Below are 18,112 nucleotides of genomic sequence, written 5' to 3'. Positions count from 1 at the left end.
CGTGGACACCCAGATAGACGACCTGGTCAAACGGGCAGGGGAAGCCTTCGCTGCGGCGGACTTCCAGGCGGGCTACCTGCTGGCGCTGGAGGGTCTGAGAGCCAACCCCGAGCATCCGAGCCTGCTGTCCATCGCCGGCCGATCGTCGCTGGAGCTCGGCCTCGGCGACGCGGGCCACTTCCTCAACAGGCTGGTCGACCAGACCCCCGACGACGCGGTGGCCTGGCGGGACCTGGCGATGGCGCTGCTCGGCTCGGCCGAGACCACCGCGGCGGAACGCGCGCTGCGTACGGCCCTGCGCCTGGACCCCGGCGAGCCCGCGGCCCGGGTGAACCTCGGCCACGTCGCCTACCTCAACGGCTCGGTCGAGGAGGCCGAACGCCTGTTGTGGGAGACGGCCGCGCTCGTCCCCGGCGACGTGGAGGCCCTGCGCAGCCTGATCGACATGCACCGGCTGAACGGCCGGTCCCAGGCGGCGCTGGAGGCCGCCACCGAGCTGGTGAGCCGCGCCCCGGACGACGTGCCGGCCAGGCTGGACGTGGCCGAGCTGCAGTTGGCCCTCGGCAACGGGGCCGAGGCGCTGGCGGAGTACCGCATGCTCCGCAAGCTCGACACCGAGCCAGGCCACGCCGGCTATCTCGTCCACGCCATGGTCGAGGTCGAGATCCGGCGCGAACGCTGGCGGCGGGCGCTCGACCTGGTCATCACCGCGACCACGATCGACCGGCACCGGCTCACCACCGACCTGCTCGCCTTCGTCAGCTCCCGCCTCTTCGGCGAGGGCGAGCGGTCGGCCCCCGCCTACTCGGAGTTGAAGCTGCGTCTTGAGGAGCGGCGGACCATCCACCGCAGGATCCATGCGGAGACTCGCCTCCAGGAGAGGAGCGAATCGTGAGTCAGGATCTCGTGGCCCCCACCGCGACCAGAGAGTCCAGCGACGACACGCAATGGGTGAAATGCCCGTCCTGCGATGCCTTCCTGTACATCAAGCGGCTGGAGCGCAACCTGAGGGTCTGCCCGGAATGCCGCTACCACTTCAGGCTCTCGGTGACCGACCGGCTGCGCCAGTTGCTCGACGACGGCGTGCTCGACGAGCGGGGGCAGGACGTGGCGAGCGTGGACGTGCTGGAGTTCGTGGACTCCAAGGCGTACACGACCCGCTTGGAGGAGGCGCGGCGCAAGACCGGCCGCCGGGACGCCGCCAGCTACGGGTACGCGACGATCGGCGGCCACCGGGTCGTCGTGGCCGCCATGGACTTCGGCTTCATGGGCGGCAGCATGGGCGGGGCCGTCGGCGAGATCATCACGCGCGGCGCGGAGGAGGCGCTGGAGACGCGTACCCCGCTGCTCATCATCGCGGCCTCCGGCGGCGCGCGGATGCAGGAGGGCTGCGTCTCCCTCATGCAGCTCGCCAAGACCAGCCAGACGCTGGCCCGGCTGAAGGACGCCGGCGTGTTGTACATCTGCGTGCTCACCGACCCGACGTTCGGCGGCGTCACGGCCTCGTACGCGATGCTCGGCGACGTCCTGATCTCCGAGCCCGGCGCGCTGGTCGGCTTCGCGGGACCCCAGGTGATCGAGCAGACGATCAGGCAGAAGCTGCCGGAGAACTTCCAGACGGCCGAGTTCCTGCTCGCGCACGGCATGCTCGACCTGGTCACGCCCCGGGAGAACCTGCGCCAGACGCTCACCAAACTGCTGCGCCTGCACGCCGCGCGGCGTCAGGACCGGCTGCCCGTCGGCGAGGGCCGGCCCGCGATCACCGACCCAGGCGAGCTGCGGCTGCACCCCGCCTGGGAGGTCGTCCAGCGCGCCCGCGACGCCGCGCGCCCGACCACCCTGGAGTACGCGGGCTACCTCTGCGACGACTTCCTCGAACTGCAGGGCGACCGGCTCTACGCCGACAACTCCTCCATCGTCGGCGGCCTCGGCAGCCTGGCCGGCCGCACGGTCATGCTGATCGGCCACCAGAAGGGCCACAACACCGCCGAGCTGGTGGCGCGCAACTTCGGCATGCCGGAGCCCGAGGGCTACCGCAAGGCCATCAGGCTCATGCAGTACGCGGCCCGCTTCGGCCTCCCTGTGATCACCCTGGTGGACACGCCGGGCGCCTTCCCCGGGCTGGGCGCGGAGGAACGCGGCCAGGCCGTGGCCATCGCCCAGTCGATCATGGAGATGTCCCGGCTCCCGGTGCCGATCGTGACGGTCGTGACCGGCGAGGGCGGCAGCGGCGGCGCGCTGGCGCTGGCCGTCGGCGACCGCGTGATGATGATGGAGAACGCCTACTACTCGGTCATCAGCCCCGAGGGCTGCTCGGTCATCCTGTGGAACAACGCCGCCAAGGCGCCGCAGGCGGCCGAGGCGCTGCGGGTGCGGGCCGCGGAGCTGCTGACGCTGCGCATCATGGACGCCGTCGTGCCCGAGCCGGAGGGCGGGGCACAGGCCGACCACCTGACCGCCGCGACGAACCTCAAGCACGCGCTGGTGACCTGCCTCAACGACCTTCTGCCCCTGGACACGCGGACCCTGCTGGAGGCCCGCTACCAGCGCTTCCGGCTGTTCGGCACGCCAGGGGTCCAGCCTGTCCTGCGACTTCAGGAGCGAGCCCGATGATCGACGGCAAAGACGAGCAACTGGTCGAGTCCCTGTGCAGACAGGCCCGCGCCCTGGCCACGGCGCTCCCGGGCACGCTGAGCCGGGTGACGCTCACGGCCGGGGACCACCATGTGCAGGTCGAGTGGCACGCGAGAGCCGCCGCCCCCCACACGCCCCTCCCCGCAGCGGAGGCGGCGCAGGAAGCGGAGGTGGAGGTGGCGCCGCTGAACGGCCACGCCGTGGTGGCGCCCCTGGTCGGGACGTTCTACCGGTCCGCGGAGCCGGGGGCGGCGCCCTTCGTGAACGAGAACGACATCGTCGAGGCGGGCCAGGAGCTGGCCATCGTCGAGGCCATGAAGATCATGAACAAGGTGGAGGCCGACCGCGCGGGCCGGATCGTGAAGATCGTGGCCAACGACGGCGAGATGGTGGAGTTCGGCCAGGAACTGATGTTCATCGAGCCTCCCATCGACGAACCCTGACGAGGCCGAGATGCAGAAGATCCTCATCGCCAACCGCGGCGAGATCGCCCTGCGCATCGCCCGCGCCTGCCGCGAAATGGGCATCGCCTCCGTCGCCGTCTACTCCACCGCCGACGACGACTCCGCCGTGGTCCGCTTCGCCGACGAGGCGATCCGGATCGGGCCACCCCAGACCGTGCGGAGCTACCTGCACATTCCCAACATCATCGGGGCCGCGCTCAAGACCGGGGCCGACGCCATCCACCCGGGGTACGGGTTCCTGTCGGAGGACCCGTACTTCGCCGAGATCTGCGCCGAGCACAACATCACCTTCATCGGCCCGCCCCCGCACGTCATGGAGCGCATGAGCAACAAGGCCAGCGCCAGGCAGCTCATGCGGGAGGCCGGGCTGCCGCTGCTGCCCGGCACGATCGAGCCCGTGCCCACCGCCGACGAGGCGCAGGACGTGTCCGACGACATCGGCTACCCGGTGATCATCAAGGCCGCGGCCGGAGGTGGCGGCCGGGGCATGACCGTGGTGTGGCGCAGGGAGGACCTGCGGCGCGCGTACCAGACGACCCGGGCGCAGGCGCAGGCCGTCTTCAAGGACAGCGCCGTCTACATCGAGCGCTACCTGCGCTCGGCCCGGCACACCGAGATCCAGATCGTCTGCGACAACTACGGCAACGGCATCCATCTGGGCGAGCGCGACTGCTCGGTGCAGCGCCGCCACCAGAAGCTCATCGAGGAGGCCCCGTCGATCCACCTGACGCCCGAGACGCGGGCCGCGATGGGCTCCATGGCGGTCAAGGGCGCCCTGTCGGTGGGGTACACGGGAGCGGGCACGATGGAGTTCCTCCTCGACGAGGAGGGCCGCTTCTGGTTCATGGAGATGAACACCCGCATCCAGGTCGAGCACCCGGTCACCGAGATGATCACCGGCATCGACCTGATCAAGGAGCAGATCCGGGTGGCGCAGGGCGTCCCGCTGACCGTCGGCCAGGAGGACGTCCGGCTGACCGGCCACGCGATCGAGTGCCGGATCAACGCCGAGAACCCCGACCGCGACTTCGCGCCCGCCGCGGGCCGGCTGACCGAGTTCTCGCCGCCCGGGGGCCCGTGGACCAGGGTGGACACGCACTGCGCGGCCGGCTGGACGGTGAGCCCGTACTACGACTCGCTCATCGCCAAGCTCATCGTCTGGGCGCCCGACCGGGCCGAGGCGCTCGACCGGATGGCCCGCGCGCTGTCGGAGTTCCGCGTGGCGGGGCCCGGCATGCGCACCACGATCGGGTTCCACCAGAGGGTGTTCGGCCATCCGGTCTTCCGCTCCGGCGACTTCTACACCGACTTCATCGAACGGCACATGACGGACTGACCCCGCAACAGGAAGGATGGGCGATGACATCGACAGTGGAGACCGGCGCCGGTCCTCCCGAGCCGCTGGACCGGGTCTCTGAGCTGGAGAAGCTGGTAGAGGACGAGGTGGCCGCCCGCAAACGGCTGGTCGACGTCGCCGTCACGCTCAACTCCACGCTCGACGGCGAGAAACTGCTGCTGTTCATCATGGCCTCGGCCGCCGGGCTGCTCGACGCCGAGACCACCTCGCTGATCCTGGTGGACGAGGACACCGGCGAGCTGGTGATCAAGGTGGCCACCGGCGTCTCCGGCTCGCGGGCGGTGGAGCAGCGCATCCCTCCCGGCGCCGGCATCGCGGGCTGGGCGCTGGCCAACCGCCGGGTCGCCATCGTGGACGACGTCAAGACCGACGAGCGCTTCTTCACCGAGGTCGGCACCACGATCGACTTCGAGACCAGGAACCTCCTAGCGGTGCCGCTGCTCGTCAAGGACCGCGCCATCGGCGTGGTCGAGGTCATCAACAAACGCGAGGGGCGGCGCTTCACCGAGCGCGACGCCGAGCTGGGGACCGCGTTCGCCGGCCTGGCCGCCATCGCCCTCGACAACGCGAGCCTGTACTCGCAGCTCGCCAACGCCGTCGTGACGGCCCGGATGTCCTACCGACTCTGATCTCGTCTCTGATCTCCCGCCTCTGATGTCTCGCCGCTCCAGGAAGGGCCGCTGATGAAGACGGACGCGCACGCCGTACTGACCGACAAGGATCTCGCCCTGACCAACGCGTACTGGCGTGCTGCCAACTACCTGGCGGTCGGAATGATCTACCTGCTCGACAACCCCCTGCTGCGTGAGCCGCTGCGGCCCGAGCACATCAAGCCGCGGCTGATGGGGCACTGGGGCACCACTCCCGGGCTGACCATGCTCTACACCCACATGAACCGGCTGATCAAGGCGCACGACCTGGAGTCCATCTTCATCACGGGGCCCGGTCACGGCGGCCCCGGGCTGGTGGCGCACACGTACCTGGAGGGCACGTACGGCGAGGTCTACCACCACATCGACCAGAACGAGGAGGGGATGCTCAAGCTGTTCAGGGAGTTCTCCTTCCCCGGCGGCATCCCCAACCACGTCGCGTCCGAGGTGCCGGGCTCCATCCACGAGGGCGGCGAGCTCGGCTACTCCCTCGTGCACGCCTACGGCGCCGCCTTCGACAACCCGAACCTGCTGGTGACCTGTGTCATCGGCGACGGCGAGGCGGAGACCGGCCCGCTGGCCGCGAGCTGGCACTCCAACAAGTTCCTCAACCCCGCCAGGGACGGCGCGGTGCTGCCGATCCTGCACCTCAACGGCTACAAGATCGCCACACCCACCGTGCTCTCCCGGATCCCCGAGCACGAGCTGGTGAGCCTCTTCGAGGGGTACGGCCACAAGGTGCACCTGGTCACCGGCGACGACCCGCGGCAGGTGCACCTGCGCCTGGCCGAGGCCCTGGAGTCGAGCTACCGGCAGATCGCCACCATCCAGTGGCAGGCCAGGCACGGCCACTCCCTGGCCCGCCCCGCCTGGCCCATGATCGTGTTCCGCACGCCGAAGGGCTGGACGGGCCCGCGCGAGCTCAACGGCCTGCCCATCGAGGGCAGCTGGCGCTCGCACCAGGTCCCGCTCGGCGACGTACGGGAGGACCCCGAGCAGCTCGCCATGCTGGAGCGGTGGCTGCGCGGCTACCGCCCGGAGGAGCTGTTCGACGCCACGGGCACGCTGATCGACGAGCTCGCCTCGCTGCCCCCGAAGGGCGAGCGCAGGATGAGCGCCAGCCCCCACGCCAACGGCGGCCTGCTCCTGAGAGACCTCCGGCTGCCCGACTTCCGCGACTACAAGGTCGAGGTGAGCGAGCCCGGCACCGTCGACAGCGAGCCCACCAGGGTGCTGGGCACCTGGCTGCGCGACGTGATGGCGGCCAACCAGGAGACCTTCCGCCTGTTCGGCCCGGACGAGACCGACTCCAACCGGCTCTCGGCGGTCTTCGAGATCACCGACCGCGCCTGGAACGCCAGGCACGACCCGAACGACGTGAACCTGGCCCCCAGCGGCAGGGTCATGGAGGTGTTGTCGGAGCACCTGTGCCAGGGCTGGCTGGAGGGCTACCTGCTGACCGGCAGGCACGGCCTGTTCAACTGCTACGAGGCGTTCATCCACATCGTCGACTCGATGTTCAACCAGCACGCCAAGTGGCTGAAGGTCACCCGCGGCATCCCCTGGCGGGTGCCCGTCGCCTCGCTCAACTACCTGCTGTCCTCCCACGTGTGGCGGCAGGACCACAACGGCTTCTCCCACCAGGACCCCGGCTTCCTGGACCACGTGGTCAACAAGAAGGCCGAGATCATCCGCGTCTACCTGCCGCCCGACACGAACACCCTGCTCACGGTGGCCGACAACTGCCTGCGCAGCCGCGACTCCATCAACGTCATCGTGGCGGGCAAGAACCCGAGCCCGACGTGGCTGAGCATGAACGAGGCCATCGCGCACTGCGAGCGCGGCATCGGCGTGTGGGAGTGGGCCGGCAACGAACGGGGCTCTGAGCCCGACGTGGTGCTCGCCTGCTCGGGCGACGTGCCGACGCTGGAGACGCTCGCCGCCGCCGCCCTGCTCAAGGAGCACCTGCCGCAGCTCAGCGTGCGCGTCGTCAACGTCGTGGACCTGATGCGGCTCCAGCCGGAGAGCGAGCACCCGCACGGCCTGCCCGACCGGGAGTTCGACGCCCTGTTCACCAAGGACAAGCAGGTCGTCTTCGCCTTCCACGGCTATCCGTGGCTGATCCACCGGCTCACCTACCGGCGGACGAACCACAACAACCTGCATGTACGCGGCTACAAGGAAGAGGGCGCCACCACGACGCCCTTCGACATGGTCATGCTCAACCACGTCGACCGCTACCACCTCGTCATCGACGTGATCGACCGGGTGCCCGAACTGGCCGTCTCGGCCGCGGGGCTGCGTCAGCGGATGGTGGACGCCCGGCTGTCCGCCCACCAGTACGCCCGCGACAACGGCGAGGACCCGGCCCTCATCCGCGACTGGACCTGGACCGGCTGAGCCCTCATCCGCGACTGGACCTGGAGCGGCTGACTCGGCCCTCGTCCGTGACTGGACCGGCTGACTCAGCCCAGCAGCTGGTCGAGGCAGTACGCGGCGCTGATCAGGGCGAGGTGCGTGAACGCCTGAGGGAAGTTCCCCAACGCCTCGCCCGTAGGCCCGATCTCCTCCGAGTACAGCCCCAGATGGTTGGCGTAGGTGAGCATCTTCTCGAACACCAGCCTCGCCTCGTCCAGCCGGCCCGCCTTGGCCAGCGCCTCGACATACCAGAAGGTGCAGATCGAGAACGTGCCCTCCGACCCGTCCAGCCCGTCGGCCGCGTCCGCCACGTGGTAGCGGTACACCAGCGAGTCCGACACCAGCTCTCCCCCGATGGCGTCCAGGGTGGACAACCAGCGCGGGTCGGTCGGCGAGATGAACTTGACCAGCGGCATGATCAGGATGCTCGCGTCCAGGATGTGCGTGTCGTAGTGCTGCACGAAAGCGGCACGCCCGGCGTTCCAGCCCTTGCCCATCACCTGGTGGTAGATCGTGTCGCGGGCCGAGCGCCAGCGGCTCATGTCGGCCGGCAGCCCCCGCTGGGTGGCGATCCTGATCGCCCGCTCGATGGCCACCCACGACATCATCCGCGAGTAGGTGAAGTGACGGCTGCCGCCGCGCACCTCCCAGATGCCCTCGTCCGCCTGGTCCCAGTTCTCCACGATCCACTCGATGCTGCGGCACAGGTCCGACCAGGTGTCGTGGTGGATGGGCGAGCCGTACTTGTTGTAGAGGTAGACCGAGTCGATCAGCTCGCCGTAGATGTCGAGCTGGAGCTGGTGGGCGGCGTTGTTGCCGATCCTGACGGGGGCTGAGCCTCGGTAGCCCTCCAGGTGACCGAGCACCTCCTCCTTCAGGTCGATGCCGCCGCGGACGTCGTACATGATCTGCAGCGGCCGGCCGGACAACGACCTCGACTCCTGGAAACGTTCGGTCAGCCAGCCCATGAAGGCGGCGGCCTCCTCGGTGAAGCCCAGCCGCAGCAGGGCGTAGAGGGAGAAGGCGGCGTCGCGGATCCAGGTGTAGCGGTAGTCCCAGTTGCGCACCCCGCCGATCATCTCCGGCAGGCTCGTCGTGGCCGCCGCCACGATCGCCCCCGTCGGGGCGTACGTCATGAGCTTGAGCGTCAGCGCGGACCTGTGCACCATCTCCCGCCAGCGCCCCTGATAGCGCGAGCGCGACAACCAGTTGCGCCAGTAACGCACGGTGCTCTCGAACGCCAGCCGGGTCTCGTCATCGGAGTACGAGCGCGGGATGTAGCTCTCCGGCACCCGCTGGAGCACGAAGGTCACGCTCTGCCCTGGTTCGAGCACGAACTCACAGCCCACGTCGCGGCCGTCGGCCCGCAGCGGGAGCTGGCTCTCCAGGGCCAGCGAGATGCCCGGCGCCTTGAACAACACGCCGTTCTCGTGGAAGAACGTCTCATGCCGGTCCCGCCCGTAGTTGAAGCGCGGGCGCGCCTCCAGCCGGAACCGCATCTGCCCGCGTACGGCCAGCACCCGGCGGATCAGCCGGTGCCGGTGCGCCTGCCCGTTCAGCGGCTCGATCGGCATGAAGTCCTGCACCTCGCCCACCCCTTCCTGGGACAGGAAGCGGGTGATGAGGACGTTGGTGTCGGGCATGTAGAGCTGCTTGGTGGTCCAGCCCTCGGCGGCGGGGGCGATCCGGTAGTAGCCGCCGCGGGCGCGGTCCAGGATGGCCGCGAAGACGCTCGGCGCGTCTATGGCCGGGCAGCAGTACCAGTCGATGGTGCCGTCGGTGCCGACGAGCGCCACGGTGTGCAGGTCCCCGATGATGCCGTGCTCCGCGATCGGCAGGTAGCCGGGTAAGGCGTCGCCCACGGTGTGTCCCCCAGACGGTCAGTTACGCTCGGGATCAGCGGTGCGCAGGCGTCTGACCTCGGTCTGAAGCATGCGATACATCACGCGGGGATGGGCCAGCAGGAACTCCTCGACCTCGTCCGGCTGGATGACCAGGCACCGCAGTGCGCTCCGCGTCACGATGCCGGCCGTCGGCGGCTCCCCGAGCAGCACGGACACCTCACCGAAGAAGCTGCCCGTGGCCAGGGTGGCCCGTTCCTCGTCGTCGACGATCACGCCGACCTCGCCCTCGACGATGATGTACAGCCCGGCGCGACCCCCGCCCTGCCGCAGGATCCAGCGGCCTTCCGCGAAGGACTCTTCGGCCAGCTCATCGGCCAGGGCTTGGCGCTCACTTCGCGTGAGGTCGGCGAAGATGCCGAGCCTTCCGATGGATTCGGCGAGGTTGTCGGTCAAGGATCTGTCCTGTCAGCCGGTTACCGCCACTGTGGTGACGGTAGCGGGCGCGGCCGGGCGTGCCACAGGTGTTCAAGCTGTCCCTTCGCGGGTGCGGTGCCGTACCGTGAAGCCGACGTCAGTGATCCGTAACCCTTCTGCTACATCGCCGTGAGTAGCCGCATAACTACCCTTGGTGGCGATGCCGCTCGACAGAGCGGCAAGGCAGCAGAAGGAGATCCATGTCCCGTCTCAGCACCAAGCTGGCCGGCACGGTGGCCGCTCTCACCATGGGCCTGATCGTCATCACCCCCACCGCCGCGTCCGCCGACGCCCTGGCCACCAACGAATACGGGGAGACTCAGCTATTCGACGGCTTCCAGTGCGTCGACACCGATTACCGCTACGACAGGTTCCGGGTCCTGTCGAGGGGGGCGCCGGAGCTGTGGATGACCTTCAGCGAGCCAGGCTGCGACGGGGCCCAGGGCTTCCTTCCCCCGAACGGGCAGGAAGAGGTGCGCAACGGCGTCGGCTCCATCCGACGATACCGCTGACACCCCGCAGCACGAACGCCTCTTACCTGCGGCCTTACCGCAGGTAAGAGGCGGTCTGCTGTTCTGGACTCGCGTGATCCGGCTACGGAAGGCCCCTCATCTCCTGCCCCGATCCCGTCCGCGCGGAGCAGCTTCCCCGAGGTAGGCGATCGCCGCCCAGATGAACAGCACGAGAGCGGCGGCGGCGAATATCCACCAGCTCCATGAAGAGGTGAGCAGGTTGACCAGAGCGCCCACCACGGCCGACAGGACGGCGCAGACGGCGGCGATCAGCGGCCTCCTCCTGCCGCCGGCCCGCGACGGAGTCGGCGGCGGCGACTCGGGACCGCTCGCCCGCGAAGGTGATGGGGGCGGCGACCAGGACTGCTTGCCTCCGGCCACGATGTCGCCTGAGCCGCTGTGCGTCGCCTCGCCGATGCTTCCGTCCCCGTACTGGTTGATGTCGCCGCTCATCTGGCGCCTATGTTGCCGGAGCCCGTGTGTGTCGCCTTGGCGATGCTGCCGGCCCCGTACTGGTTGATCACTTCGCTTCGGCCGATGGACTGGATGTGGAAGGTCATCGGCGGGACGTCAGGTACGCCCACCGCCTTGGTGACGTCTCGGGCCAGCTGGTCTATCTCTCCCTTGCGCGTCCCCCATACGGCTTCACGCTCGACACCGGAGGTCCCGATGATGAGCCCGTACACCGGGGGCAGCTGAAGCACCGAAACCAGCTGCCAGACCAGCAGCGCGAGAACGGCGACGAGGGCGACTATCCAGAAGTTGCCCATGATGGCTATCAGAATGGCGCCGACGAACAGAGTGAGCAGCGTGCGGACGATGAATTTCCGCCAGGCGGCCCCCGTGTCCGCCACCAGCTTTCGCTGCGCGATATGAGTGATGTTCCGGAGCGTATAGGTGTCGCTGCCGACCTGCATCACCCCGTCGCGGACCTGAATCTCCACCGATGAGTAGCTAGGCCCCAATGATCCACTCCCCCCTTTTGGAGATAATGTTGAAACCTACACATTCGCCAGCGATTAAGCCATGGCGAACAGTAACAAGTTGGAATCAGAAAAGGACCGCTCTGCGTTTGGAGATCATTTAATTGTCTCCGCCCATTCCCGATTGGTCGCTTAATTCCGTCTGATCCCGATTTATGGCGACGCCAATTGGAAGTGGATCAACCGGCGAGCCGGCGGCCCCGCCGGTGCGGCCCACAGCGGTGCGCACCGCCCGGGGCAGCAGGCCGGCGAGCCGGTCGAGGACACCGTCGTCCTGCCAGCGGGCGAAGTAGTCGTAGACGGTCTGCCAGGGCGGATAGTCGTGCGGCAGATAGCGCCAGGGGATGCCGGTGCGGGCGACGTAGAGGACGGCGTCGAGAATGGTGCGCAGATCATGCTCGGGCGGGCGGCCGATGTCCAGGGCATTGGCGCGCCGCTCTGCGCGCCAGGCCGTCAATATCGGTTCGATCGGCCTCCAGCGTGCGTCGGAAAGATCGCTCGGGTAGGAACGACGCGCTTCGGTCATGTCTTTGGAGTACCGCCGTGCGGAACGGCTGCACAGACGTCCGAACGGCCGTCTAACAAGTGTTATCAAAGCACTGCAAATTGGGATAAGACGGAATTTCCCCGACAAGTGGAGCGGGCCGCATACACCTGGATCGCCGACGGCTACCCCCGTTCAACCCAAAGGGAGCAATCGCCCGACTCTTTGAGCAATATGCCTTATGTCGCACTTTGCCCTGAACGTCCGCAACACTTGAGCACCACCGCCCCCGCACGCCAGGCGAGGCAACCGGCTCCGAGACGATCGTGCCGCGTCAGGCAACATTCGTGGAGAGTGAGGCGCGCCTCCTCGCCCCGATCCCCCGGCGGTGGGGACGGGATCGCACAGCCGGCGGTTCGGCGCGCCCGTTACGCGATGGAACGCTGACGGCCGATCACGCCGTTCTCAGCCGCCACCCTTCGATGTGCGTGGGGGCGATGGTGTTCTGCGGGTACCAGCCCCACTCCTCGCACCGGTCGCCGGTGACAGGCGTCGCGGAGCCGACCTTCCTGGTCCGCCACGCCTCAACGGCGTAGCTGACGTTGTACCCTTCCACGCCGTACTCGGCGACCAGGCGGGTGCGCGGCGGCACGGTCACCGTCAGGGAGACCCCGATAGCGGTGGTGCGGCGCGCCACGATGGTGGAGCTGACATTGGCGGTGAGATAGGCGCCGGCGTTCGCGGTGATGCCGGTCGTCGCCGAGATGGAGTACTCCTGGGACACCGAGGACGAGATGTTGTAGACGACGGACAGGTCCGTGTCGTTGTCGAGGGACCGTCCGTCACTGACGAGGAACTGCGGGGTGACCGAGAGCGTCGTGAACCGGTACCCCTCCCAGGTGGCCACCGGCGGGCGGCCGCTGTAGAACAGGCGCCGCCACTCGGTGATGCTCGCGGGGCAGGGGACGATCAGGCCCGCATGCGCGGCGCTCGGGGTAAGCAGCACGGAAAGCAGGATGGCGATCGAGCTGATCAGGCCGGCCCGGCGGCCCGATCGGCGCCACGCCCATAATCGCCGCCGTCCGGCGCGACCCGCTTTGGCACTGTTCACGCTGACCTCCTTGAAGCTGCGGGGGATGTTGGTCACCCTCATAGTCCGAGAGGTCGGCGCTCTCGGCTAGACCCGTTCTCCACATGGCAGGCGGAACCACGGCGGGATCGGTCCCCATGAAGCTTGCCACCAGCCTGAACAATGGGGAGCGGTGAGGCGCCTGCCCGGTCATGGGCGGGCCGGTCCAGGCAGCCGCGCACGGCCGTTTTCGACCATGGCGAGCGGAGATTGTCCAGATAGGCGCGGTACGGGTTCCGGACGGGTCTACACCCCGCGTCACCGCGTCACCGCGTCACCGCGTCACCGCGTCACCGCGTCACCGCGTCACCGCGTCACCGGCGAGCAGTTTTCCCGCCATCAGAGACGACGCGGGCGGGCAACTGGTCGATGATCATCACAGGTTTCTCCTCTCGCGGCGTACAAGCTCATGCTTCGATGTTGCTTTGACCGTACATCGCATGAATCGCATGCATCGCATGATGAGAGGTCACCCATGCCAGATCTCGACAACCCGACCGCCACGTTCCAGGAGTTCGACAGCGACGGGGACGGGTACATCACGCGCGAGGAGTTCACGCTGGCCATGAACGCGCGCGGCGAGGAGGTCACCGCCGCCGAGCTCGACTCGATCTTCCATGCCTCGGACGAGCAGGATGGGGACGCGGACGCGCGCATCTCGCTGGCGGAGTTCCTGGTGGCCTGGAAGAAGTGACGGCGCGCCTGCCGGCCGTAACGATCAATCGGTTGCCCGGCAGGCCAACACCCGGCAGTCCACCGCCCTCCGCCTCAGACCTGCCGCCTTAAACCTGCCGCCTCAGCCCACTCGTGCCGCACGGACGCTCGCGTGCTGGAACAGAATGGAGTGATTCCGGCGGCACGGCCGAATGCGGGATCCCGTGGCGATGTCACGCCGGCGCACAAGGGCTCGGCACATCCGCGCGCTGGGCGACCCCCAGCCGATCCCGATCGCCTGGCAGTTGTCCGGCAAGCGCGCGTTGATGGACCATCCGCAGCTGATCGCGGCGCAGGAGCTGTCCTCAGCGGCAACGCCGGCAACATCCGCGCCCTGGCCGGACAGTTTCGTGGCCTGCGCCACCGGCGTCTGATCATCACCGGCGCTGCGGGCACGGGCAAGACCACCCTGGTCGTGCTGACACGGAACCACTAGTCCCTTCGCCATAGGCGAGGTCCCGCGAAGGCAGGGGCTGACCTGGGCTTACGTCCTACTCCAACAGGCACGTGCCCCCACAGACACGAGACCGCCGCTTACTCTGCCGGCAGTTCGGTGGGATCAAAGAGCATGAAGGCGGCCACGATGTTGGTGTCGAGGACGCCTCGCTCATACCGGATCACAGGCCGGTCCCCTCAAACGGATCACGTAGCTCATCATTGATCATCGTGTCCAGATCAGCGCGTACCTCGTCCCAGCCGACAGCCGGGGCGGTGGCGAAAACGGCCTGCGCCTCAGCCGTAGGAACGAACCGACGGCGCTTGATCGGCTCTACTTCAGCGAGCGACTCGCCGTTGATCGTCAAAAATGTACCGTTTCCCTCGCGCAGGCCGCGCGTGACGCTAGGAGAGTCGTTGACGAACTGGCACACACTCACCTCGGCCGGACGGAGCCTCGGAGCATCCGTGGCTCAATTGTGGCCCCGCGTACCACGGCGTGGTGATCTTTCCGGACGAGCCGTCGGCTCGCCTGGAAGCAACGTCTGGGCCCCTCTGACGCGCAGCTTCCCGTGAAGTCCTTCATGGGAGGGGTGGGGAAAAGAAACGGCGGCACCCGTACGGGTCCCGCCGCATCATCACAGTGGAGGTGGCGGGAATCGAACCCGCGTCCTTCAACCCCAAGTCAGGGCTTCTCCGGGCGCAGCCTGCTGTGTTTTTCTCAGCCCCGGCGATCACGCAGGCGAGTCGCCGACGGGCTCAGCCACTGTTTAGTTTCCCGATCTTCCCCGTGGCCGGGTCGAACGGTTGAGCCTTCTAACGATGCCAGGCCCCGGGCCGAAGGCGCTCCCGGGCTGACAGTGGTTTCGCTACTTAGGCAGCGAGCGCCAGGGAGTCCCTGGCAGCCACAGTGCTCTTGGAATTGGCACTTGTTGTTTACGGTCACAGGATTAACGAGGTTATGTCCGCCGTCCTCGGCCCGCTTCACCTGGCTTGCAAAGTCGAAGTCGAAGCCAGTCACCCCCTGTGCAGTTGTCAACACACCCCGCGAGGGGGTGCGCAACACTGAATCTACAGGGGACAACGCCCTCAACGCCAACTTAATTCCTCATGGCGAAACCCCCGGGAGCGCGGCACACAGCACGCGCTCCCGGGGGCCGACCGGCAGGGTCGAGCCGGTCCGGACGGCAGGACTTCCCCCGAGATGAAGTCCTGATCTCATCACGGCGACTGGGACCGCAACCCCCCGAGCGGGCCCAGTCACTCAGTAAGACGCCCCCAGGGGTCCGAATGGTTGCTCACCGTCGCGACAATTTCACAACGAGTTGCCGAGGCCCTCCGCGATGAGCCACCCAGGCCCGCTCACATCAGCCATCCAGGCGCATTCGTCGGCCGTCCCGGTCCCGCACACGTGGATTGCCCAGGCCTGCTCACGTGGGCTGTACAAGTCCGCTCACCTGGGCTGCCCAGGCCGCTCACGTCAGCCGTCCAAGCCGCTCACGTCTGCCATCCAGGTGAGCGAACGTCAGCCGTCCAGGCACTCCCGTGGGTTTGCCCAGGCTCTCTCACGTGGGTTGTTCAAGTCCCCTCACGTGGGTTGCCCAGGCCGCTCACCTGCGCTGTGCGAGTCACGACGGGTTGCCCAGGCCGGCGAAGAAGCTCCCCGCCACGGCCCCGGCATCGTAGTTCTTCGCCAGGACCGCGATCGCCACATCGCCCTGCCAGCCGACGAACCAGCTCTGCTCGCTCCCCGCCGAGGCCGTGACGCCGTAGACCTTGCCCTTACCCCCCTGGGCAGGCGTGCCGGCCGCGCCGACCCGCATCATCGCCGTCAGCGCGGCGCGTACTTTCGGGTCCATGGCCACCGGGGGCGGCTGGATGGCGGGCACCGGCTCGGCCGCCGGGTCGGGCGACTTGGGCTCGGTCACCAGCACGGGCGGCCGCCAGGTCCCTGAGGCCACCGTGGCGGCCACCAGCGCCATGCTGAGCGGGCTCACCTCGACGTTCTGCCCCGCGATGGCCTTGGCCTTGTCGGCGTCGCTGGACAACGACGGGAGCGTGCCGCTGAACGACTTCAGTGGCAGCCGCCACGGCTGCTCCATGCCGAAGGCCTTGGCGCTCGCGGTCAGTCTGTCCGCCGTGACGCGACGGGCCAGGGAGGCCAGCGCGGTCACGCAGCCCTTGGCGAAGTTCTCCTGGAACGTGGCCGACGTCGTGACACCGGTGGGCTGGCCGACGTGCACGAACTTGGCCCCGCCCACCGTGCGCTCCTGCGGGCAGGCCAGCCGCTGCTTGGGGCTCACGCCCTCCTTGAGCAGCGCGTCCGCGGCCACGATCGAGAACGCCGTCCCCGCGGGGAACTTGCCGGCCAGCGCGTCGCGCTCCTGGTGCAGGCCCTTGGTGCCGACCGCGAGGATCTCGCCGGTGTCGCGATGAACCGCCACCAGCGCGCTGGTCTCCGTGTCGGCCACCGCCTGCTCGGCCGCCGCCTGCGTGGCTCGGTCGATGGTGGTCTTGACCGAGACGTTCTGCCGGCCTGGCCACTCCTCGAGCTGGGCGACCTGACGGCCGGTCTTCAGGTCGAGGGTGATGACCTTGGTCTGCGTGGAGCCGGTCAGATAGTCCTGGTACGCCTGCTGCAGCCCGCTCTTGCCCACCGAGTCACCGGCCCGCTGCGGCCCGCCGAGCTTCTGCTCGGTCTCGGGCGTGAGCGCGCTGACGGTGCCCACGATCTGCCGGGGCGCGTCGGGGTTGACCGGCTGCTCCTGCTGCTCGATCTTGATCCCCGCAATGGCTTCGAGCTTGGTCTGAATCGCCTGGTAGCGCGAGCGCCCGAACGTCACCAGCGGCACGAACTTGTCAGGTGGCGACGACCTGACCCTGCTCAGCAGCCGGTCCTGGGCGTAGCCGGTCTCCTTGGACAGTTGCGCGACCACCTCTTCCGCGTTGTCGCCCAGCTTGGCCGGGTAGACGCCCGCGACGTAGAGGACGGTGTCGCTCTGCAGCGGATCGCCGGCCCGGTCGACCACCGGCTGACGCGCCGTGGGCTCGGTGTCGACCGCGAACCGCTGCCCCTCCTTGAGCTGCGGGTGCAGCACGGAGGGTGACCAGCGGACCTTCCACGACCCGTCGACCAGATGCAGCGGCAGCACCCCGTCGTATTTCCACAGGGGGTTGTTCTCCCCCAGATCCACCTCGGCGTGGAAGTCGGCCTTGGACTCCTCGCCGGTCATGTCGATCTTTGTGATCTTGAAGCGGAACGAGGCCGCGTCGAGCTCCAGCTTGGCGTCGGACAGCGCCTTGCGCACCGTCGCGAGGTCGCCGTCGGTGCGGCCGGCGGCCAGGTCGTAGTCTTCCGTCTGCCAGCCCACGAGGAAGTCGCGCACCGCGTCGTGCGGCGAGGCCTCCTCGAAGCAGCCGGTCAGCATGGAACTCGCGACCGCCAGGGTGACGGTCGCGGCCAGAGTGCGGCGGGCGCGTCTCATCGGTGGGGGTGCCGCCGTCTCATCGGTTGCGGTAACGCACGGCGCGGGCCATCTCCCGCTTGGCCTGCTGCTCGGCCAGCGACTGCCGCTTGTCCCAATCCTTCTTGCCTCGGGCGAGGCCGATCTCGACCTTCGCCTTTCCATCCTTGAAGTAGAGGGACAGCGGCACGATCGTGAGCCCGCCCTCCTTCGTCTTGGCGGCGAGCTTTTCGATCTCCTTGCGGTGCAGCAGCAGCTTGCGCTTGCGGCGCGCCGCGTGGTTGGTCCACGTCCCCTGGGTGTATTCGGGGATGTGGACGTTGAGCAGCCACGCTTCGTTGCCGTCGATGCTGGCATAGCCGTCGACGAGCGAGGCGCGGCCCTCGCGTAGCGACTTCACTTCTGTGCCCTGCAGCACGAGACCCGCCTCGAAAGTGTCCTCGACGTGGTAGTCGTGCCGAGCACGTTTGTTCTGGGCGATGACCTTCCGCCCGGTCTCACGTGGCATGCTTCGACTTTACCGGCGACAGGGACGGGGGCGTCCCATGTG

At 68.3% G+C, this 18,112-nt stretch carries 18 protein-coding genes and 1 other RNA gene; 9 read left to right on the top strand and 10 right to left on the bottom strand.

Going from position 1 to position 18,112, the window contains the following annotated elements; all coding sequences use genetic code 11:
* Nucleotide 1: 1 nt before the first annotated feature.
* The 6 genes from ACFPZ3_RS23695 to ACFPZ3_RS23670 are packed head-to-tail and all read left to right on the top strand — an operon-like array spanning nucleotide 2 to nucleotide 7,505.
* Complete coding sequence (locus ACFPZ3_RS23695; protein WP_379516395.1) at nucleotides 2–895, top strand: tetratricopeptide repeat protein; 894 nt, start codon at nucleotides 2–4, stop codon at nucleotides 893–895.
* Nucleotides 892–2,613 (top strand): acetyl-CoA carboxylase carboxyltransferase subunit alpha, encoded by a 1,722-nt coding sequence (locus ACFPZ3_RS23690; RefSeq protein WP_379516394.1) that lies wholly within the window; start codon nucleotides 892–894, stop codon nucleotides 2,611–2,613. The genes ACFPZ3_RS23695 and ACFPZ3_RS23690 overlap by 4 nt, the downstream gene beginning before the upstream one ends.
* On the top strand, nucleotides 2,610–3,077 hold the full coding sequence (locus tag ACFPZ3_RS23685) for an acetyl-CoA carboxylase biotin carboxyl carrier protein (RefSeq protein WP_379516393.1): 468 nt from the start codon (nucleotides 2,610–2,612) through the stop codon (nucleotides 3,075–3,077). Before ACFPZ3_RS23690 ends, ACFPZ3_RS23685 begins: the two co-directional genes overlap by 4 nt.
* Nucleotides 3,078–3,087: 10 nt before the next feature.
* A complete protein-coding gene (accC, locus tag ACFPZ3_RS23680) occupies nucleotides 3,088–4,434 on the top strand; it encodes an acetyl-CoA carboxylase biotin carboxylase subunit (RefSeq protein ID WP_379516392.1) in 1,347 nt (448 codons plus the stop codon).
* Between the two features lie 23 nt (nucleotides 4,435–4,457).
* Complete coding sequence (locus ACFPZ3_RS23675; RefSeq protein ID WP_379516391.1) at nucleotides 4,458–5,084, top strand: GAF domain-containing protein; 627 nt, start codon at nucleotides 4,458–4,460, stop codon at nucleotides 5,082–5,084.
* A 54-nt stretch (nucleotides 5,085–5,138) separates the two neighbouring features.
* Nucleotides 5,139–7,505 carry a phosphoketolase family protein gene (locus ACFPZ3_RS23670; RefSeq protein WP_379516390.1) on the top strand — a complete coding sequence of 789 codons (2,367 nt, stop codon included), beginning with the start codon at nucleotides 5,139–5,141 and terminating at the stop codon, nucleotides 7,503–7,505.
* Nucleotides 7,506–7,570: 65 nt separating this feature from the next.
* On the opposite strand, the gene ACFPZ3_RS23665 is transcribed toward ACFPZ3_RS23670, so the two are convergent.
* Together ACFPZ3_RS23665 and ACFPZ3_RS23660 are read right to left on the bottom strand one after the other, a co-directional pair.
* Nucleotides 7,571–9,385, bottom strand: coding sequence for a glycoside hydrolase family 15 protein (locus ACFPZ3_RS23665; RefSeq protein ID WP_379516389.1), 1,815 nt, complete (start codon nucleotides 9,383–9,385; stop codon nucleotides 7,571–7,573).
* An 18-nt stretch (nucleotides 9,386–9,403) separates the two neighbouring features.
* Complete coding sequence (locus ACFPZ3_RS23660; RefSeq protein WP_379516388.1) at nucleotides 9,404–9,820, bottom strand: cyclic nucleotide-binding domain-containing protein; 417 nt, start codon at nucleotides 9,818–9,820, stop codon at nucleotides 9,404–9,406.
* Between the two features lie 221 nt (nucleotides 9,821–10,041).
* Here ACFPZ3_RS23660 and ACFPZ3_RS23655 point away from each other — a divergent pair, with 221 nt between their 5' ends.
* Nucleotides 10,042–10,353 carry a hypothetical protein gene (locus ACFPZ3_RS23655; RefSeq protein WP_379516387.1) on the top strand — a complete coding sequence of 104 codons (312 nt, stop codon included), beginning with the start codon at nucleotides 10,042–10,044 and terminating at the stop codon, nucleotides 10,351–10,353.
* Nucleotides 10,354–10,449: 96 nt separating this feature from the next.
* Here the strand turns inward: ACFPZ3_RS23655 and ACFPZ3_RS23650 are convergent, their stop codons facing one another.
* The 4 genes from ACFPZ3_RS23650 to ACFPZ3_RS23635 form a co-directional block, all read right to left on the bottom strand.
* A complete protein-coding gene (locus tag ACFPZ3_RS23650; RefSeq protein ID WP_379516386.1) occupies nucleotides 10,450–10,806 on the bottom strand; it encodes a hypothetical protein in 357 nt (118 codons plus the stop codon).
* Nucleotides 10,803–11,297, bottom strand: coding sequence for a DUF6232 family protein (locus ACFPZ3_RS23645; RefSeq protein WP_379516385.1), 495 nt, complete (start codon nucleotides 11,295–11,297; stop codon nucleotides 10,803–10,805). The genes ACFPZ3_RS23650 and ACFPZ3_RS23645 overlap by 4 nt, the downstream gene beginning before the upstream one ends.
* Nucleotides 11,298–11,436: 139 nt before the next feature.
* Nucleotides 11,437–11,862 carry a transposase gene (locus ACFPZ3_RS23640; RefSeq protein ID WP_379516384.1) on the bottom strand — a complete coding sequence of 142 codons (426 nt, stop codon included), beginning with the start codon at nucleotides 11,860–11,862 and terminating at the stop codon, nucleotides 11,437–11,439.
* Between the two features lie 412 nt (nucleotides 11,863–12,274).
* Nucleotides 12,275–12,931: a hypothetical protein gene (locus tag ACFPZ3_RS23635; protein ID WP_379516383.1), complete on the bottom strand. Its 657-nt coding sequence runs from the start codon at nucleotides 12,929–12,931 to the stop codon at nucleotides 12,275–12,277.
* 493 nt (nucleotides 12,932–13,424) lie between these two features.
* On the opposite strand from ACFPZ3_RS23635, the gene ACFPZ3_RS23630 reads away from it, so the two are divergent.
* Nucleotides 13,425–13,643 carry an EF-hand domain-containing protein gene (locus ACFPZ3_RS23630; RefSeq protein ID WP_379516382.1) on the top strand — a complete coding sequence of 73 codons (219 nt, stop codon included), beginning with the start codon at nucleotides 13,425–13,427 and terminating at the stop codon, nucleotides 13,641–13,643.
* A gap of 184 nt (nucleotides 13,644–13,827) precedes the next feature.
* The gene (locus ACFPZ3_RS23625) at nucleotides 13,828–14,037 is read left to right on the top strand and encodes a hypothetical protein (protein WP_379516381.1); all 210 of its coding nucleotides are present in this window, start codon (nucleotides 13,828–13,830) and stop codon (nucleotides 14,035–14,037) included.
* 243 nt (nucleotides 14,038–14,280) lie between these two features.
* Here ACFPZ3_RS23625 and ACFPZ3_RS23620 read toward each other — a convergent pair whose 3' ends face one another.
* The 4 genes from ACFPZ3_RS23620 to smpB form a co-directional block, all read right to left on the bottom strand.
* Nucleotides 14,281–14,532, bottom strand: coding sequence for a hypothetical protein (locus ACFPZ3_RS23620; RefSeq protein ID WP_379516380.1), 252 nt, complete (start codon nucleotides 14,530–14,532; stop codon nucleotides 14,281–14,283).
* A 207-nt stretch (nucleotides 14,533–14,739) separates the two neighbouring features.
* Nucleotides 14,740–15,123, bottom strand: a transfer-messenger RNA (tmRNA) gene (gene ssrA / locus ACFPZ3_RS23615).
* Nucleotides 15,124–15,726: 603 nt separating this feature from the next.
* The gene (locus ACFPZ3_RS23610) at nucleotides 15,727–17,583 is read right to left on the bottom strand and encodes a penicillin-binding transpeptidase domain-containing protein (protein ID WP_379516379.1); all 1,857 of its coding nucleotides are present in this window, start codon (nucleotides 17,581–17,583) and stop codon (nucleotides 15,727–15,729) included.
* A 19-nt stretch (nucleotides 17,584–17,602) separates the two neighbouring features.
* Entirely contained in the window at nucleotides 17,603–18,070 is a 468-nt protein-coding gene (gene smpB, locus ACFPZ3_RS23605; RefSeq protein ID WP_379516378.1) for an SsrA-binding protein SmpB, read from the bottom strand.
* Nucleotides 18,071–18,112 lie beyond the last annotated feature (42 nt).

The organism is Nonomuraea insulae (genome assembly GCF_042656245.1).
The sequence above is the reverse complement of the archived record's forward strand: the minus strand, read 5'-3'. Positions and strand labels throughout refer to the sequence as shown.

Bases quoted from the DNA above. Each gene is read 5' to 3' on its own strand.
- ACFPZ3_RS23685 (WP_379516393.1), top strand. From the start codon at position 2,610: ATGATCGACGGCAAAGACGAGCAACTGGTCGAGTCCCTGTGCAGACAG.
- accC (WP_379516392.1), top strand. From the start codon at position 3,088: ATGCAGAAGATCCTCATCGCCAACCGCGGCGAGATCGCCCTGCGCATC.
- ACFPZ3_RS23675 (WP_379516391.1), top strand. From the start codon at position 4,458: ATGACATCGACAGTGGAGACCGGCGCCGGTCCTCCCGAGCCGCTGGAC.
- ACFPZ3_RS23670 (WP_379516390.1), top strand. From the start codon at position 5,139: ATGAAGACGGACGCGCACGCCGTACTGACCGACAAGGATCTCGCCCTG.
- ACFPZ3_RS23655 (WP_379516387.1), top strand. From the start codon at position 10,042: ATGTCCCGTCTCAGCACCAAGCTGGCCGGCACGGTGGCCGCTCTCACC.
- ACFPZ3_RS23650 (WP_379516386.1), bottom strand. From the start codon at position 10,806: ATGAGCGGCGACATCAACCAGTACGGGGACGGAAGCATCGGCGAGGCG.
- ACFPZ3_RS23640 (WP_379516384.1), bottom strand. From the start codon at position 11,862: ATGACCGAAGCGCGTCGTTCCTACCCGAGCGATCTTTCCGACGCACGC.
- ACFPZ3_RS23630 (WP_379516382.1), top strand. From the start codon at position 13,425: ATGCCAGATCTCGACAACCCGACCGCCACGTTCCAGGAGTTCGACAGC.
- ACFPZ3_RS23610 (WP_379516379.1), bottom strand. From the start codon at position 17,583: ATGAGACGCGCCCGCCGCACTCTGGCCGCGACCGTCACCCTGGCGGTC.
- smpB (WP_379516378.1), bottom strand. From the start codon at position 18,070: ATGCCACGTGAGACCGGGCGGAAGGTCATCGCCCAGAACAAACGTGCT.